Source organism: Bacillus sp. SW14 (assembly GCF_047608225.1).
Lineage (GTDB): Bacteria > Bacillota > Bacilli > Bacillales > Bacillaceae > Bacillus > Bacillus subtilis_G.
The window spans coordinates 144,883-160,889 of sequence record NZ_JBLKRW010000001.1; the positions used below are offsets into that span (position 1 = coordinate 144,883).

General features: G+C 45.1%; 14 protein-coding genes and 4 tRNA genes. 14 read left to right on the forward strand and 4 right to left on the reverse strand.

Translation table 11 applies throughout. The features are described 5' to 3' along the window. The first annotated feature begins 8 nt into the window (after positions 1-8). Together gdpP and rplI are read left to right on the forward strand one after the other, a co-directional pair. Positions 9-1,988 carry a cyclic-di-AMP phosphodiesterase GdpP gene (gene gdpP, locus ACMX2I_RS00830; protein WP_087993670.1) on the forward strand — a complete coding sequence of 660 codons (1,980 nt, stop codon included), beginning with the start codon at positions 9-11 and terminating at the stop codon, positions 1,986-1,988. After that, on the forward strand, positions 1,985-2,434 hold the full coding sequence (gene rplI / locus ACMX2I_RS00835; RefSeq protein WP_087993671.1) for a 50S ribosomal protein L9: 450 nt from the start codon (positions 1,985-1,987) through the stop codon (positions 2,432-2,434). Before gdpP ends, rplI begins: the two co-directional genes overlap by 4 nt. 43 nt (positions 2,435-2,477) lie before the next feature. On the opposite strand, the gene ACMX2I_RS00840 is transcribed toward rplI, so the two are convergent. From ACMX2I_RS00840 to ACMX2I_RS00850, 3 genes are all read right to left on the reverse strand, one after another. Further along, positions 2,478-4,595: a glycosyltransferase family 39 protein gene (locus ACMX2I_RS00840; RefSeq protein ID WP_414955876.1), complete on the reverse strand. Its 2,118-nt coding sequence runs from the start codon at positions 4,593-4,595 to the stop codon at positions 2,478-2,480. Between the two features lie 116 nt (positions 4,596-4,711). Beyond that, entirely contained in the window at positions 4,712-5,914 is a 1,203-nt protein-coding gene (locus ACMX2I_RS00845; RefSeq protein WP_414955877.1) for a CynX/NimT family MFS transporter, read from the reverse strand. Between the two features lie 72 nt (positions 5,915-5,986). Beyond that, entirely contained in the window at positions 5,987-6,130 is a 144-nt protein-coding gene (locus ACMX2I_RS00850) for a YycC family protein (RefSeq protein ID WP_414955878.1), read from the reverse strand. A 120-nt stretch (positions 6,131-6,250) separates the two neighbouring features. On the opposite strand from ACMX2I_RS00850, the gene ACMX2I_RS00855 reads away from it, so the two are divergent. Then, a complete protein-coding gene (locus tag ACMX2I_RS00855) occupies positions 6,251-6,424 on the forward strand; it encodes a hypothetical protein (protein ID WP_414955879.1) in 174 nt (57 codons plus the stop codon). A 32-nt stretch (positions 6,425-6,456) separates the two neighbouring features. Here ACMX2I_RS00855 and ACMX2I_RS00860 read toward each other — a convergent pair whose 3' ends face one another. Then, positions 6,457-6,657 (reverse strand): DUF2188 domain-containing protein, encoded by a 201-nt coding sequence (locus ACMX2I_RS00860; RefSeq protein ID WP_148963182.1) that lies wholly within the window; start codon positions 6,655-6,657, stop codon positions 6,457-6,459. A gap of 169 nt (positions 6,658-6,826) precedes the next feature. Here ACMX2I_RS00860 and dnaB point away from each other — a divergent pair, with 169 nt between their 5' ends. The 11 genes from dnaB to ACMX2I_RS00915 all read left to right on the forward strand — a co-directional run bounded on the left by dnaB (position 6,827) and on the right by ACMX2I_RS00915 (position 15,993). Next, a complete protein-coding gene (gene dnaB, locus ACMX2I_RS00865; RefSeq protein WP_039074908.1) occupies positions 6,827-8,191 on the forward strand; it encodes a replicative DNA helicase in 1,365 nt (454 codons plus the stop codon). A 117-nt stretch (positions 8,192-8,308) separates the two neighbouring features. Continuing rightward, entirely contained in the window at positions 8,309-8,731 is a 423-nt protein-coding gene (locus ACMX2I_RS00870; RefSeq protein ID WP_087993676.1) for a VOC family protein, read from the forward strand. Positions 8,732-8,936: 205 nt separating this feature from the next. Beyond that, the gene (gene purA / locus ACMX2I_RS00875) at positions 8,937-10,229 is read left to right on the forward strand and encodes an adenylosuccinate synthase (RefSeq protein ID WP_087993677.1); all 1,293 of its coding nucleotides are present in this window, start codon (positions 8,937-8,939) and stop codon (positions 10,227-10,229) included. A gap of 223 nt (positions 10,230-10,452) precedes the next feature. Continuing rightward, positions 10,453-10,528, forward strand: a tRNA-Lys gene (locus ACMX2I_RS00880). A 9-nt stretch (positions 10,529-10,537) separates the two neighbouring features. Further along, positions 10,538-10,609 (forward strand) — tRNA-Glu (locus ACMX2I_RS00885). A gap of 81 nt (positions 10,610-10,690) precedes the next feature. Continuing rightward, positions 10,691-10,767: transfer RNA gene (locus tag ACMX2I_RS00890), tRNA-Asp, on the forward strand. Positions 10,768-10,802: 35 nt separating this feature from the next. Continuing rightward, positions 10,803-10,875: transfer RNA gene (locus tag ACMX2I_RS00895), tRNA-Phe, on the forward strand. Positions 10,876-11,256: 381 nt separating this feature from the next. After that, positions 11,257-11,964 (forward strand): cell wall metabolism DNA-binding response regulator WalR, encoded by a 708-nt coding sequence (walR, locus tag ACMX2I_RS00900; protein ID WP_032731843.1) that lies wholly within the window; start codon positions 11,257-11,259, stop codon positions 11,962-11,964. A gap of 7 nt (positions 11,965-11,971) precedes the next feature. After that, on the forward strand, positions 11,972-13,807 hold the full coding sequence (walK, locus tag ACMX2I_RS00905; RefSeq protein ID WP_087993679.1) for a cell wall metabolism sensor histidine kinase WalK: 1,836 nt from the start codon (positions 11,972-11,974) through the stop codon (positions 13,805-13,807). After that, on the forward strand, positions 13,797-15,164 hold the full coding sequence (gene yycH, locus ACMX2I_RS00910) for a two-component system activity regulator YycH (protein ID WP_289348910.1): 1,368 nt from the start codon (positions 13,797-13,799) through the stop codon (positions 15,162-15,164). Before walK ends, yycH begins: the two co-directional genes overlap by 11 nt. Then, on the forward strand, positions 15,151-15,993 hold the full coding sequence (locus ACMX2I_RS00915; RefSeq protein WP_087993680.1) for a two-component system regulatory protein YycI: 843 nt from the start codon (positions 15,151-15,153) through the stop codon (positions 15,991-15,993). The genes yycH and ACMX2I_RS00915 overlap by 14 nt, the downstream gene beginning before the upstream one ends. Positions 15,994-16,007 lie beyond the last annotated feature (14 nt).

Genomic DNA, 16,007 nt, shown 5'->3' on the forward strand with positions numbered 1-16,007 from the left:
TGATAGAAATGCCAAGCTTTTATGAAAAACCGCTGTTTCGGTATCCCATCTATGCAATGATTGCTCTGTCAATCATTGCAATCCTCATCAGCTTTTATTTTAACTGGATATTAGGAACCGTCGAAGTGCTGTTGCTTGCAGTTATTTTGTTTTTTATTAAACGCGCTGATTCTCTTATTCGACAAGAGATTGATGATTATATTTCTACGTTATCCTACAGGTTGAAAAAAGTCGGTGAAGAGGCATTGATGGAAATGCCGATCGGCATCATGCTTTTTAATGATCAATATTATATAGAATGGGCAAATCCGTTCCTTTCTTCTTGCTTTAATGAAAGCACATTAGTGGGGAGATCACTTTACGATACCTGTGAATCGGTTGTGCCGCTCATCAAACAAGAGGTGGAATCGGAAACGGTTACATTGAATGACCGTAAGTTTAAGGTTGTCATCAAACGGGATGAGCGCCTGTTGTATTTCTTTGATGTAACGGAACAAATCCAGATTGAAAAGCTTTATGAAAACGAAAGAACCGTGCTGGCGTATATTTTCCTTGATAATTATGATGATGTGACACAAGGGTTGGATGACCAGACGAGAAGCACAATGAACAGCCAGGTGACATCTTTGCTGAACGCTTGGGCGCAGGAGTACGGGATCTTCCTGAAAAGGACGTCTTCAGAACGCTTTATTGCTGTACTTAATGAACACATCTTAACTGAACTCGAAAATTCGAAGTTTTCAATTCTTGATGAGGTACGGGAAAAAACCTCATTCGACGGCGTTGCGCTGACGTTAAGTGTTGGTGTCGGGGCTTCAGTCTCCTCGCTGAAAGAACTTGGCGATTTGGCGCAATCCAGCTTGGATTTAGCGCTGGGACGCGGCGGAGACCAAGTAGCCATTAAGCTGCCGAACGGCAAGGTGAAGTTTTACGGAGGTAAAACAAACCCGATGGAGAAACGAACAAGGGTGCGGGCCCGTGTCATTTCCCATGCCTTAAAGGAAATCGTCTCTGAAAGCAGCAATGTGATTATCATGGGTCATAAATTCCCTGACATGGATTCTATCGGCGCAGCGATCGGAATTTTAAAGGTGGCTCAGGCAAATAACAAAGATGGTTTTATCGTCATTGATCCAAACCAAATCGGATCAAGTGTCCAGCGTTTGATTGAAGAAATCAAAAAATATGAAGAGCTGTGGTCAAGGTTTATTACCCCTGAAGAAGCGATGGAGATTTCCAATGATGACACGCTGCTTGTGATCGTTGATACACATAAGCCGTCACTTGTCATGGAGGAACGGCTGGTCAATAAAATTGAACATGTCGTGGTCATCGACCATCACCGCAGGGGTGAGGAGTTTATTAGAGATCCGCTGCTCGTTTATATGGAGCCGTACGCTTCTTCGACAGCTGAATTGGTGACAGAGCTGCTTGAATATCAGCCGAAGCGCTTAAAAATCAATATGATTGAAGCAACAGCCCTATTAGCTGGTATAATAGTGGATACAAAGAGCTTTTCTCTCCGCACAGGATCGCGGACTTTTGATGCTGCTTCTTATTTAAGGGCAAAAGGCGCCGATACGGTGCTTGTGCAGAAGTTCCTGAAAGAAACCGTTGATTCCTATATTAAACGGGCGAAGCTGATCCAGCATACGGTCCTTTATAAAGAGAACATTGCGATTGCTTCTCTTCCTGAAAATGAGGAGGAATACTTCGATCAAGTGCTGGTTGCGCAGGCGGCTGATTCGCTGCTCTCTATGAGTGAGGTTGAGGCTTCATTTGCGGTGGCGAGACGGGATGAACAAACCGTTTGTATCAGTGCGCGGTCACTTGGCGAGGTCAATGTTCAGATCATCATGGAGGCGCTGGAAGGCGGAGGACATTTAACAAATGCGGCGACTCAGTTGTCCGGCATTTCAGTAACAGAAGCGCTGGAACGGCTGAAGCACGCCATAGATGAGTATTTTGAGGGAGGCGTACAGAGATGAAGGTTATTTTCTTACAAGATGTAAAAGGAAAAGGGAAAAAAGGCGAAGTCAAAAACGTAGCAGACGGATATGCGCAAAACTTTCTGATTAAAAAAGGCCTCGCGGTGGAAGCGAACGCGTCAAATATCAGCGTGCTGAACGGACAAAAGCAGAAAGAGAAAAAAGAAGCCATCGCCGAGCTTGAGCAGGCAAAGAACTTAAAAGAGACTTTAGAAAAACTGACTGTTGAGCTCAGCGCGAAATCAGGTGAAGGCGGCCGATTATTCGGTTCTGTAACAAGTAAACAAATTACTGCACAGCTCCAAAAAGATCATAAGATTAAAGTAGATAAGCGGAAGCTTGACTTGCCGGACGGCATTCGTGCGTTAGGATATACAAACGTGCCTGTGAAGCTGCATCCTGAGGTGCAGGCTGTGTTGAAGGTACATGTGAAAGAAGAAGCTTAATAGAAATAGAAAAGAAGGCTTGGAGCAATCCAAGCCTCTTTTTTTATTCCACAAGATAAAGAGTTTGCTGGCTTTCACCGCCAGGTCCTCCTCTCGTGCCTTGCTGAGTGCTGTTTGTGCTGCTGGAGGAACTGCTGTACTCGTCAGATGATATTTCTTTTCCGGTTTTCTTAATCCAGGAAACAAGATCGCTGTTGCCTGAGTTATTTCCTGACAGAAGGAAGTATTTCACTTTGCCTTCTTTGACCAGTTTTTTCAGTTCGGAAACAGTCAGAATAGGATCTGTGCCGTTAAATCCGCCCATTGCCATAACAGATTCATTTTCATTAATGATGTATGGCGCAGCTGTTACGGTTGTCAAAGTAGCGAATAAATACTCTTCACCGGTATTATGCTTTCTCAGATAGGACAGGAGTGCGGTGTCGACCTCTGAGGAGAACATGCTCCCGCCGTTTGCTGAACTTTTGAGCTGCGGACCCGATTCCGGAAGAACGCTGTTGCCTCCGTATAGAAGCGGTGTTGCTGACCAGTAGACCGGTGCGAGCAGCAGAACGCATAGGCTGATGATGGTCAGCTGCTTGCTGAACGGATGGCTGCGTTTAAGCATCAGAAGCGCAAGCGTGACGCCAAGTCCTAATAGTCCCAGTACATACATCCATACACTGCCGATTTGGCTTGTATAAGCGCTCAGAATATAAACCTGAAACGCGGCTGTGATCAGAACGGCTGCGGGCAGCAGGCAGCTGGCCCAGTCTTTATTGTTTTTGTATAAACGGTACATCGTATACCAGCCAATACCGGAAAGTGCGGCAATCGGCGGTGCCAGCATGATCAAATAATACTGGTGGAAGAATCCTGCGACGCTGAAGAAACCAGCCACAGGAACGAGCCAAGCCGTCCAGAAGATCGTTTCTTTCATTTCAGCTGCTTGTCCGCGGCGATCACGGTACCAGCTGACGATTCTGCCCAGCAATCCGATCAATGCAAATGGAAGCATCCAGCTGATTTGGCCGGAAAGCGCCGATTGGAAGAGGCGAAGCGGTCCTGCATCGCCCGTGCCGAACATATTCATGCTTGTTCCGCCGCCACCGCCAGGTCCTCCATTTCCATTGGCGGGCCCGCCGTTTCCAGGTCCGTTACCTCTTGTTGGAGGTGTGCCACCGCCTCCATTGGAAGCGCCGGTCTGTCCGCTGGGCGGCTGAGGCGCCTGTGAGTGGTTCTGGAATGATTGGTTATCGTTTTGATTGCTGGCACTTCCGTCAGTCTTGCTGGTTCCGTCCTGAGAGGAAGATGATCCGCTTCCGTTTGGCGTTTGCATGGTGTTATGATTCTGCGTGTTACCGCCGGCGGCATTTGTATCACCCTTTGCAAGACCGGTGGTTTGTCCTAACAGACGCTCTGTGCCGTTGTAACCGAAGGCCAGTTCTAACACTGAGTTGGTCTGGCTGCTTCCGACATACGGGCGGCTGGAGGATGAGGCTGAATCGACCACAACTGCCCATGAGAGTGAAAGGCTTGTCAGAAGGATGAGAGACAGAATCAGAGAGCCGATTTTTTTCTTCAGAGAAACCCGAGATGCAATCAGGTAGAATAACACAAATGCAGGCAATACCATAAACGCTTGCATCATTTTCATATTAAAGGCGAGTCCAATCAGGGCAAATGCCGTCAACAGCCAAAGCAGTTTGCCTTGCTTTACTGCCCGAAGCAGGCAAGCTGAACCGAGCAATAAGGTAAAGACAAGCATGCTGTCAATGTTGTTTGTTCGGCTGACGGCTGCTGCGATAGGCGTCAGTGCCATGGCAAGTGCGGCAATGCGGGCCGCTCCAATTCCAAAGGCCGGTTTGATCATTCTGTAGATAAGGTATACAGATCCAACTCCGGCGAGAGCCTGAGGCATGATTACACTCCACGTGTGAACGCCGAAAATCAGTGCAAAAATCGTTTGAATCCATAAAACAACAGGCGGCTTATCCACTGTTACAAATCCGGAAGGGTCAAAAGACGCATAGAAGAAATTGTGGAAGCTTAGCGTCATGCTTTTCACAGCCGCCAAATAGTATTGGTTCGCTGTGTCATCCTGCCAAATGTTATACGTATTTAGAAAAGCCGCTGCAAGCAAAATGAGAATAAGGATAAAGTCGAATCGTTTGTTTTTCATCGTTTTTCACCTCTTTATGGTGTCTAATTGTAAAAAACAAATATGAAAAACTTATGAATAAACCATAACTATTCAAAGAATTTCATGGAAAAAAGCGGAGAGATCTTCCCCGCTTTTTAGGCTGAATTTCTTTGTTTCTCTGGCTGAAGAATGTATTGATCCCGACCGGCTCCCAGCCCGGCTGCTCCCATTGCGATCAGGGCGGCAATGAGAAGGACAAGCGGCATTGTCCATGAATGCGTCTGGTCAAAGAGATAGCCGACAAAGATTGGCCCGACGGCTGCAAGCAGGTAGCCGAACGACTGAGACATGCCTGACAGCGCGGCGGCCTGCTGGGCATTTTCACTGCGGAGACCAATCAAAGTGAGCGCCAGACTAATGCTGGAGCCTTGTCCGATACCGATGATGATCATCCAGACGGCAAGCAGGATATGGCTGCCGCCCGCCAGCAATCCGCATAGCCCGATGAGATAAACGGCAGTCAGCCCCGCAACAATGCCGCGCTGGTGTTTCAAGCGATCTGCGAAAACAGGTGTCAGAAACGTGGAAGGCAGACTCGCAAATTGCATGAGTGACACCATCCATCCGGCTGTTGACGTATCAATCCCGTGTGAACGGAGAATTTCGGGAAACCATGCGATGCTGCTGTAAAATAAAAAGGATTGCAGTCCCATAAAAATGGTGACATGCCATGCCATTTTGGAAGCCCAAATGGAACTGGTTTGTAGCTTTACCGCCTTGTTTGCCGTATCCCGGTGGCGCAGCTGAGGAATCCAGATTAGCAATGCAAGGAAAGCCAAACCGCCCCATAAGAGAAAGGCCTGTTTCCATCCGCCCTCCATTTGTGCTGCCAGAGGTACACTGACACCTGACGCTAAAGCGGCGAATATACACATTGAGGTGGTATATAAGCTGATCATGATTCCTGATTTTTCAGGGTATTTATGCTTAATTAAGCTTGGGAGCAGAACGTTTCCGATGGCAATGCCGATGCCGATTAAAGCCGTTCCGGCAAATAAGGCCGAGATCAAGCCGGCAGAACGAAGCAAAATCCCGATCAATAACATCAGAAGGCCGAGCCATAAGGTCCGTTCATTTCCAAGCCGCTGTCCAAACTTAGGCGCAAGCGGAGAAAGAACCGCAAACGAAAGCAGCGGCAGCGCTGTTAAAAATCCGGCTGTCCCATTCGACATATGAAGATCTGCCCTGATTGAGCTGATGACCGGACCAACTGAAGTGATCGCTGGTCTCAAGTTAAAGGCGATAAAGATAATGCCGATGATCAGCCAAAAAGATTGGATGTTTTTATGTTTTGGCAAAGCAGTTACTCCTTCTTTCTAACATATACTAAATATAATTCCATAAGATATCAGCAAGTATGCGAACGAATGCTACGATTGGTCTTCTTGTTTCTGCAATTCGGCCAATTTGGCAAGCAGGATATGCTGAGGCATATGCATGATCTGTTCAAGCGGCAGATTCAAGGACTCTGCAAGCTTTTGTGCAGTTTCAGCAGAAATTTGCAAAGGTCTCACAAAAGATTCCTCCTCTCTTCTGTCCATTGTACAAGAATCAGATGGGAAACGTAAGAAGATGTCACAAAGGAGTAGAGCAATCCGAAAATGCCCGTTATAAAAGAGGTAAGGAGGGTTCCTATGTACACGCAGTTGCCATTATTAAAACAAATGCTGAATGAACGACAAAAAGACACTGAGAAAGCTGTCACCTTTGAAGAATATTTAGCAGTGAGGCTAAAGCTTCAAGAACTGATGGGGAAATGTGCTTCGTTCGAGGAGCTTCCAATGGATGAAATAAGGGGATACCGCTAAAAAACCCCCGCTGCCGCGAAGGGTTTCATTCATTAATATGAGTATTCCTCTTCTACATTTTTAAACTTGTCATAAATCACAAGCTTTGCCGGACTGTTTTCTTTTGCCACCTGTTTGGCTTTTTCAATTGCGGCGTCTTTAGATGTATACAAAGCTGTCGGCGCCACATTCTCCACCTTAATAAACCAGCCATCCGCATCGACATTGGGTGTAACGGCATATTCTTTCATCATCTTTCATTCCTCCCTCACGTTTTATTTCGTCTTTCCCGACCTGTTACTGTCCGAAACGATCCAATCGGCTACCTGAAAAAAACAGGAAACAGACAATTTTTCTATTTTTTTTCTGTAGAAATGGTAGAATGGAGTTTGGAGATTTTTTAATGAGAGGACGGTGCTTAGCATGACAGACCTTCTAAATGATCGGCTTCCTCCGCAAAATATAGAAGCCGAACAAGCCGTGTTAGGCGCTATTTTTTTACAGCCGTCTGCTTTAACACTGGCTTCAGAAGTATTGATTCCAGATGATTTCTATAGAATGTCCCACCAAAAAATCTATAATGCGATGCTGGTGCTCGGTGACCGAGGTGAACCGGTTGATCTAGTGACGGTTACGTCAGAGCTTGCGAACACAGAACTGCTGGAAGAAGTGGGTGGCATTTCGTATCTGACAGATATCGCAAACTCAGTGCCGACAGCGGCTAACATAGAATATTATGCGAAAATCGTTGAGGAAAAATCGATTCTTCGCCGATTAATCAGAACTGCGACAACCATCGCTCAAGACGGATATACCCGTGAGGATGAGGTCGAGGATTTACTCAGTGAAGCGGAAAAAACGATTATGGAAGTGGCGCAGCGCAAAAACACGAGTGCCTTCCAAAACATTAAGGACGTCCTTGTCCAGACCTATGACAATATCGAACAGCTTCACAATCGTAAAGGCGATATAACCGGAATTCCGACAGGATTTACGGAGCTTGACCGGATGACTGCCGGGTTCCAGCGCAACGATTTGATCATTGTCGCCGCCCGTCCGTCAGTGGGGAAAACGGCCTTTGCCCTGAACATCGCACAAAACGTGGCGACCAAAACCGACGAGAGCGTAGCGATTTTCAGTCTTGAGATGGGTGCAGAGCAGCTCGTTATGCGTATGCTTTGTGCCGAAGGAAACATCAATGCCCAAAATCTTCGTACCGGCAACCTGACGGAAGAGGATTGGGGCAAACTGACAATGGCGATGGGAAGCCTGTCGAACAGCGGGATTTACATTGATGATACACCCGGTATCCGTGTGAGTGAAATCCGCGCCAAATGCCGCCGCTTGAAGCAGGAAAGCGGACTAGGCATGATTTTGATCGACTATCTGCAATTGATTCAGGGAAGCGGACGTTCAAAGGATAACCGTCAGCAGGAAGTATCAGAAATTTCCCGTGAACTGAAGTCGATCGCCAGAGAGCTGCAAGTCCCTGTTATCGCGCTTTCTCAGCTTTCCCGGGGCGTTGAGCAACGTCAGGATAAACGTCCAATGATGTCCGATATCCGGGAATCTGGAAGTATCGAGCAGGACGCGGATATTGTCGCGTTCCTTTATCGTGACGACTACTATGACAAAGAATCTGAGAATAAAAATATTATCGAAATCATTATTGCCAAACAGCGTAACGGCCCGGTAGGAACCGTGTCTCTTGCGTTCGTAAAAGAATACAATAAATTCGTCAACCTGGAACGGCGTTTTGATGACGCAGGTGTTCCGCCCGGCGCATAAACCCCAAGAGCTGATCTTGGGGTTTTTTTCATTCGAAAGATGGAAGAAAAACCGGACGCACAGCGGATGTGAATTTGAAAGCGGTTTAATAAAATAAGGCGTAAAGGAGATGGTAACATGGGATACTGTTTTTCATCTTTTCACGCAGCGCAAATCCGGATTGCGCGGCCTACAGGCCAGCTTGATGAGATCATTCGTTTTTACGAAGAGGGACTGGACTTGAAACGAATCGGCGGATTTTCGCAGCATAACGGGTATGGAGGTGTCATGTTCGGCCTTCCTCATGCCGATTATCATTTGGAATTCACCCAGTATGAGGATGGGGAAAGCACTGCTCCCGTTCCACATCCCGACAGCCTCCTTGTTTTTTATGTGCCGAATGTGAATGAACTGGCATCGATCACTTCAAGGCTAAAACACATGGGCTATCAAGAGGTCGAATCAGAGAACCCGTACTGGAGTCATGGAGGCGTGACGATAGAGGATCCGGACGGCTGGCGAGTCGTTTTTATGAATACCAAAGGGATTTCAGGCAAGTAATGCTTTTTTGTGCTAAAGGGCAAAAGTTTCACAAGCTTTTTATGACGAAGCCGTTAGAAAACGCTTCTAAAAAGAATGGAAGCGAACGAATATAGTTTTATATTAATTTAATGTTCGGATTTGAGATTGACTTTCTGTTTCTTCACTGATAAACTTGATTTGTTTGAATAGAATCGTTTTGAAAGGTTAACGGAGGTGCACGGACATGTCTTCAGTAGTTGTAGTAGGTACGCAATGGGGCGATGAAGGAAAAGGTAAAATTACAGATTTCCTCTCAGAAAATGCAGAAGTGATCGCCCGTTATCAAGGCGGAAATAACGCAGGGCATACAATCAAGTTTGACGGAGTCACATACAAGCTTCACTTAATCCCGTCTGGAATTTTCTATAAGGATAAAACGTGTGTGATCGGAAACGGAATGGTTGTAGATCCGAAAGCATTAGTCACAGAGCTTGCGTATCTTCATGAGCGCAACGTCAGTACAGACAACCTGAGAATCAGCAACAGAGCTCACGTCATTCTGCCGTATCACTTGAAATTGGATGAAGTGGAAGAAGAGCGAAAAGGGGCTAACAAGATCGGCACAACGAAAAAAGGAATCGGCCCTGCTTATATGGATAAAGCAGCCCGCATCGGAATTCGCATCGCGGATCTGTTAGACCGTGACGCGTTTGCGGAGAAGCTTGAACGCAATCTTGAAGAAAAAAACCGCCTGCTCGAGAAAATGTACGAGACAGAAGGGTTTAAAATTGAGGATATCTTAGACGAATATTATGAGTACGGCCAGCAGATTAAAAAATATGTCTGCGATACATCTGTTGTTTTAAATGATGCTCTTGATGATGGGCGCCGCGTGTTATTTGAAGGCGCGCAAGGGGTAATGCTTGATATCGACCAAGGAACATACCCGTTTGTTACATCATCTAACCCGGTTGCCGGCGGTGTCACGATTGGATCTGGCGTCGGCCCGACCAAAATTCAGCACGTTGTCGGTGTATCAAAAGCATATACGACTCGTGTCGGCGACGGTCCTTTCCCGACTGAGCTGAAAGATGAAATCGGCGATCAAATCCGTGAAGTCGGGCGGGAGTATGGAACAACAACAGGCCGTCCGCGCCGTGTCGGCTGGTTTGACAGCGTCGTTGTCCGCCACGCCCGCCGTGTGAGCGGAATTACAGATCTTTCTCTGAACTCAATCGACGTTTTAACAGGAATTGAAACGCTGAAAATCTGTGTGGCGTACCGCTACAAAGGCGAAATCATTGAAGAATTCCCGGCAAGCCTTAAAGCACTTGCTGATTGTGAGCCGGTATATGAAGAAATGCCGGGATGGACTGAGGATATCACAGGTGCGAAAAGCTTGAGCGAGCTTCCGGAAAACGCGCGTCACTATCTTGAGCGTGTGTCTCAGCTGACAGGCATTCCGCTTTCTATTTTCTCTGTCGGCCCAGACCGTTCACAGACAAATGTCCTTCGCAGCGTGTACCGTGCGAACTAAATAGATTATGCTTCAGGCCCCTGAATCCAGGGGCTTGTTTTTTGTTTGAAAGCCGCATCTAAGTTGGTCTAAGAAAAAAATATGAAAAAAAACCAAAAAAGTTATTGCCACTTCTATTTGTTCGTGATATTATAAATCTCGTTGTTACGGAAACTGCTTCAATAGAGTACTAGATAAGAACTTGGTCAAAGTTGTTTGCTCTATGGAAACTCCGACATCTTAAGAGCCATTAGCTCAGTTGGTAGAGCATCTGACTTTTAATCAGAGGGTCGAAGGTTCGAGTCCTTCATGGCTCACCATTTCGTGAAGGCCCGTTGGTCAAGCGGTTAAGACACCGCCCTTTCACGGCGGTAACACGGGTTCGAATCCCGTACGGGTCATTGATTTACTTTAGCGTTATTGCTAAATTCCTTATTTGTCTGCGAGGGCTGACACGACAGCTCTCCAGGCAATTACTGTAAGGTCCGGTAGTTCAGTTGGTTAGAATGCCTGCCTGTCACGCAGGAGGTCGCGGGTTCGAGTCCCGTCCGGACCGCCATTTTACTTTACTTAGTAGAGAAAAATAAAACATTTGGCTCGGTAGCTCAGTTGGTAGAGCAACGGACTGAAAATCCGTGTGTCGGCGGTTCGATTCCGTCCCGAGCCACTTACCAAACGCATCTGCAATTGTAGGTGCGTTTTTTCTTTTAGGAAAAGGCGAACATGAGAAGTGTTATAATAGAAGAAAAAGGGAGAACCGGCCCTGCGGCCGGCTCAAAGAAGAAGACGTCATCGATAAAGACGCACTCCGATGTCGGGAGGTTTCAGTTAAGTTATCTTTTTTTAAAAAAATTGACTAGCATGACAAAAGAGAAACAATTGGCGGATAAAGGTGAAACATGTGTTTTTTTCTAAACCTTTATTTTTTTTATCTTTTGACCTTTAACCGTTATAATAGACAAGGACCCAATGTTTACACGGGCCATAAGTGATGAAACGAATGTTATTTAGATGAAAAGAAGTTATTCGGCAGGAGGAAATCAAAATGATGGATAAGAAGATCCTTGTAGTAGATGATGAAAAACCGATTGCAGATATATTGGAATTTAACTTAAGAAAAGAAGGCTATGAAGTGCACTGTGCCCACGACGGAAATGAAGCGGTTGAAATGGTAGAAGAGCTTCAGCCTGATTTAATTCTTTTAGATATTATGCTTCCTAATAAAGACGGCGTTGAAGTGTGCCGTGAAGTCAGAAAGAAATACGATATGCCGATCATTATGCTGACGGCTAAGGATTCAGAAATTGACAAGGTCATCGGGCTTGAAATCGGTGCTGATGACTATGTCACAAAACCATTCAGCACACGTGAGCTTCTGGCTCGTGTGAAAGCGAACTTGCGCCGCCAGCTGACAACAGCGCCTGCGGAGGAAGAGTCATCCTCTAATGAAATTCATATCGGCTCTCTCGTCATCTTCCCTGACGCGTACGTCGTATCAAAACGAGATGAAACAATCGAATTGACTCATCGTGAATTCGAATTGCTTCATTATTTAGCAAAACATATTGGACAAGTGATGACCCGTGAACATTTGCTTCAAACCGTTTGGGGTTATGATTACTTTGGTGACGTCAGAACGGTTGACGTAACAGTCCGCCGGCTTCGTGAAAAAATTGAGGACAACCCAAGCCACCCAAATTGGATTGTCACACGCCGCGGCGTAGGTTATTACTTGAGAAATCCAGAACAGGACTAATGCCCTTATGAATAAGGTTGGTTTTTTTCGGTCGATCCAATTTAAGATTACCTTGATATATGTGCTTTTGATCATCATTGCCATGCAAATCATTGGGGTGTATTTTGTCAATCAGGTCGAGAAATCGCTGATGAGCTCTTATGAACAATCGCTCAATCAGCGAATCGACAACCTTTCTTACTATATCGAACAAGAATATAAAAGCGATAACGACAGCACCGTCATAAAGGATGACGTCAGCCGTATATTGAATGATTTCACGAAAAGTGATGAGGTCCGGGAAATTAGTTTTGTAGATAAAAGCTATGAAGTGGTCGGTTCTTCAAAGCCGTATGGTGAGGAAGTGGCTGGGAAACAAACGACCGATCTGATATTTAAAAGGATTTTTTCTACTAAACAATCGTATTTAAGAAAGTACTATGACCCGAAAAGCAAAATCAGAGTTCTCATTTCCGCAAAGCCTGTGATGACTGAAAACCAAGAGGTTGTCGGCGCGATCTATGTTGTCGCGAGTATGGAAGATGTCTTTAATCAAATGAAGACTATCAACACGATACTGGCGTCCGGCACTGGTTTGGCGCTCGTTTTGACGGCCCTTCTCGGTATTTTTCTGGCACGAACCATCACCCATCCGCTTTCAGATATGAGAAAGCAGGCCATGGAGCTCGCAAAAGGGAATTTCTCGAGGAAGGTTAAAAAGTATGGGCATGATGAAATCGGGCAGCTCGCCACCACGTTTAATCACTTAACGAAAGAGCTTGAAGATGCCCAGGCGATGACAGAAGGAGAGCGCAGAAAGCTTGCCTCTGTTATTGCTTATATGACAGACGGCGTTATCGCTACAAACCGAAACGGAGCGATTATTCTTTTAAACAGCCCGGCGCTGGAGCTGTTGAACGTTTCACGTGAAACAGCTTTAGAAATGCCGATTACGAGTTTGTTGGGGATTCAAGAGAATTATACGTTTGAAGATTTAGTGGAGCAGCAGGATTCTTTGCTGCTTGAAATTGAGCGAGATGATCAACTAACAGTGCTTCGCGTGAATTTCTCTGTGATTCAAAGGGAACATGGCAAAATTGATGGTTTAATTGCTGTTCTTTACGATGTAACCGAGCAAGAGAAAATGGATCAGGAACGCAGAGAATTCGTGGCGAATGTATCACACGAGCTGCGGACGCCGCTTACGACAATGCGCAGTTATTTAGAAGCGTTAGCTGAAGGTGCGTGGGAAAATAAAGACATTGCCCCGCGTTTCTTAATGGTGACGCAAAATGAAACAGAGCGCATGATCCGGCTTGTCAATGATTTGCTTCAGCTTTCGAAATTCGACAGCAAGGATTATCAATTTAACCGGGAATGGATTCAAATTGTCCGGTTTATGTCTCTGATTATTGACCGTTTTGAAATGACAAAAGAACAGCATGTGGAATTTATTCGTAATCTGCCGGACAGAAATCTGTACGTTGAGATTGACCAGGATAAAATTACACAGGTGCTTGATAATATTATTTCCAACGCTTTAAAGTACTCACCGGAAGGCGGACATGTGACATTCTCAATTGACGTAAACGAAGAGGAAGAGCTTCTCTATATCAGCGTCAAGGATGAAGGGATCGGTATTCCGAAAAAAGATGTCGAAAAAGTCTTTGACCGCTTCTACAGGGTGGATAAAGCAAGAACGAGAAAGCTCGGCGGCACCGGTCTGGGACTGGCGATTGCCAGAGAAATGGTTCAGGCGCATGGCGGGGATATTTGGGCGGACAGCATAGAAGGAAAAGGCACGACGATTACATTTACTCTTCCATATAAAGAGGAACAAGAGGATGATTGGGATGAAGCGTGAAAATATAAAAACGATATTACTTACGATACTCGTCGTCATCAGCCTTGTGTTTACGTGGGGGATATGGACGTTCCAGCCAAACTTTTCCGGAGGCTCATCATCAACAGCGTCTACTGTGCGTGAGAAGCATAAAATCGAAAAAAACACCCAAAAGCTGTCTGAAACGGTAAGGCCGAGGGACATGTTTATCCATGATGGCGGCGCTCATTATAAAGTGAATGATGATTCACTTTATAATGAAGTCTGGTCTGACTTGCCGCATTGGGATGTAAAAGGGATCAAAGATATTTCTGATCAGTATGACAAGACTTCATTTAAGAGCTGGTTTTACGGGATAAGCGGTTATGATGCGAAGCTTGACTTGCAATTCAATGACACGATTCCTATTGATATCTTCCAAACGCTGTTTAAATGGTCTAACCAGTCATTTGAGTACAGTTCGTTTGACCACATTTTGATTCCGATTAATGAAACAAAAGCGAACAAGAAAATCTATTTGGTATCTTTCAGCAAGCAGCTGATTCTGGAAGTGACCGTTGAATCGGCTAACTACCGGAACATGATGAATGACTTGAAAAACAGTCAATCAAACATGCCGGCATTCAGTCTGTTCTCTATCGGTTCAAAGAAAGAGTTTCTGCTGCCGAACAAAACGCTTACGATGGACAAAAAAGAATTTGTCACAGAATCGATTAAAACAAACACCTTTAAGCAGGCCTTGTTCAGCGATCCAAGTATTGTAAGGGAAGATTCGAATTACAACAACAGAAATGTGCTGACAGATGGAATCAGCCGTTTAGATGTGAATCTAAGCCAGCGCCAGGTACAATTCCAACAGCGCAATTTGGTGCAGAGCACTTCCTATCAAACAGGTGAATTAATTAAAAAGAGCCAAAAATACCTTGAGGATACGGGCAGCTGGACAGATCACTATCAATTTTTCAATATCAATGACAGCCAGCAGTTAAGCTTCTATATCTTTATGGACCAGATGCCGGTCATTAACAGTACCGCCAAACCATTCGGAGCGACATCCGCGATTACGGTGCAATGGGCCAACGATGAAATTCTCAGCTATAAGCGGCCGAATTACAGTCTCGGAACGAATCCGATTAAAACGACAGAGACTGAGCTGATGAGCGGGAGCGAAGTGAAGATGCTGCTTTCTAAACAAACGGCATATAATACGGATAAAATTGATCAGATCTTCCTTGCGTATCAATTAGTATCAACATCATCCAATAATGACCCTCTTGTTGAACTGGAACCGGTTTGGGGGATGAAAATAAACGGGAAAATTGTGCCGATCACGAAGGACCTATTAACGAAGGAGGGGGCAAACAGTGGAGTGGAATAAGACAAAATCAATCTTCATCGTTGCCTTCCTCATTTTAGATATTTTTTTAGGCTATCAGTTTTTTCAAAAATGGCAGTCTACCAGCAAAGATTATGAAGTCATTAAAAATGATGTCGAGCATGACATGAAGGCCGATCATATTACGTATGAAGGGCTGAATAAGGAAGCAACAGAAGGCTACAGAATCACAGCGAATCAAAAGGCCTTCACCAAGGACGAAATTGAGGCGCTCAAGGATCAAAAGCCGTTGATGGACATGCCTAGTGATGATCGTAAAGTAACGACCCTAAAAATGAAATTTACGAATCCGATCGCCCTGTCAAAGAAGAAGATTGAGGACGATGCTCAGGCGCTTGTTTCTTCGAAAATCCAAGATGGTGAAAAATATGAGCTTTGGAAGGTTGATAAATCGCAAAAAGAAATTATTTTCTTCCAAACATATGAGGGCCATTATATTTATCAGCAGACCGACACTTCTTCTAATATGATCGGGCAAGTGATTTTGCGTTTAAACGATAAAAACGAGGTTGTGTCATACGACCAGACGACGCTTGAGACCTTTAAGCAAATTCAGAAGGAAAGCCTAATCACTGAAATGGATGCGGTTGAGTTATTGTACTATCAAAATCAATTAAAAGAGAACAGTACGATAAAAAGTGTCAAATTCGGCTACGTCGCGCAATATCCGCTGACTAGTACACAGGTGCTGGCACCGGTATGGAGAATTACAGTCGAGTACGATAAAAAAGTGAACGGTGAGAAAAAGACAGTGCAAGAGTATTTTACAGTGAATGCTTTGGAGAGTACGATTTTAGATACAGATCAATGAAAATAATGGAGTGA

Excerpts from the sequence above, each read along its gene's own strand:
- gdpP (WP_087993670.1), top strand. The coding sequence starts at position 9 with ATGCCAAGCTTTTATGAAAAACCGCTGTTTCGGTATCCCATCTATGCA.
- rplI (WP_087993671.1), top strand. The coding sequence starts at position 1,985 with ATGAAGGTTATTTTCTTACAAGATGTAAAAGGAAAAGGGAAAAAAGGC.
- ACMX2I_RS00840 (WP_414955876.1), bottom strand. The coding sequence starts at position 4,595 with ATGAAAAACAAACGATTCGACTTTATCCTTATTCTCATTTTGCTTGCA.
- ACMX2I_RS00855 (WP_414955879.1), top strand. The coding sequence starts at position 6,251 with ATGTACACGCAGTTGCCATTATTAAAACAAATGCTGAATGAACGACAA.
- ACMX2I_RS00860 (WP_148963182.1), bottom strand. The coding sequence starts at position 6,657 with ATGATGAAAGAATATGCCGTTACACCCAATGTCGATGCGGATGGCTGG.
- dnaB (WP_039074908.1), top strand. The coding sequence starts at position 6,827 with ATGACAGACCTTCTAAATGATCGGCTTCCTCCGCAAAATATAGAAGCC.
- ACMX2I_RS00870 (WP_087993676.1), top strand. The coding sequence starts at position 8,309 with ATGGGATACTGTTTTTCATCTTTTCACGCAGCGCAAATCCGGATTGCG.
- purA (WP_087993677.1), top strand. The coding sequence starts at position 8,937 with ATGTCTTCAGTAGTTGTAGTAGGTACGCAATGGGGCGATGAAGGAAAA.
- walR (WP_032731843.1), top strand. The coding sequence starts at position 11,257 with ATGGATAAGAAGATCCTTGTAGTAGATGATGAAAAACCGATTGCAGAT.
- walK (WP_087993679.1), top strand. The coding sequence starts at position 11,972 with ATGAATAAGGTTGGTTTTTTTCGGTCGATCCAATTTAAGATTACCTTG.
- yycH (WP_289348910.1), top strand. The coding sequence starts at position 13,797 with ATGAAGCGTGAAAATATAAAAACGATATTACTTACGATACTCGTCGTC.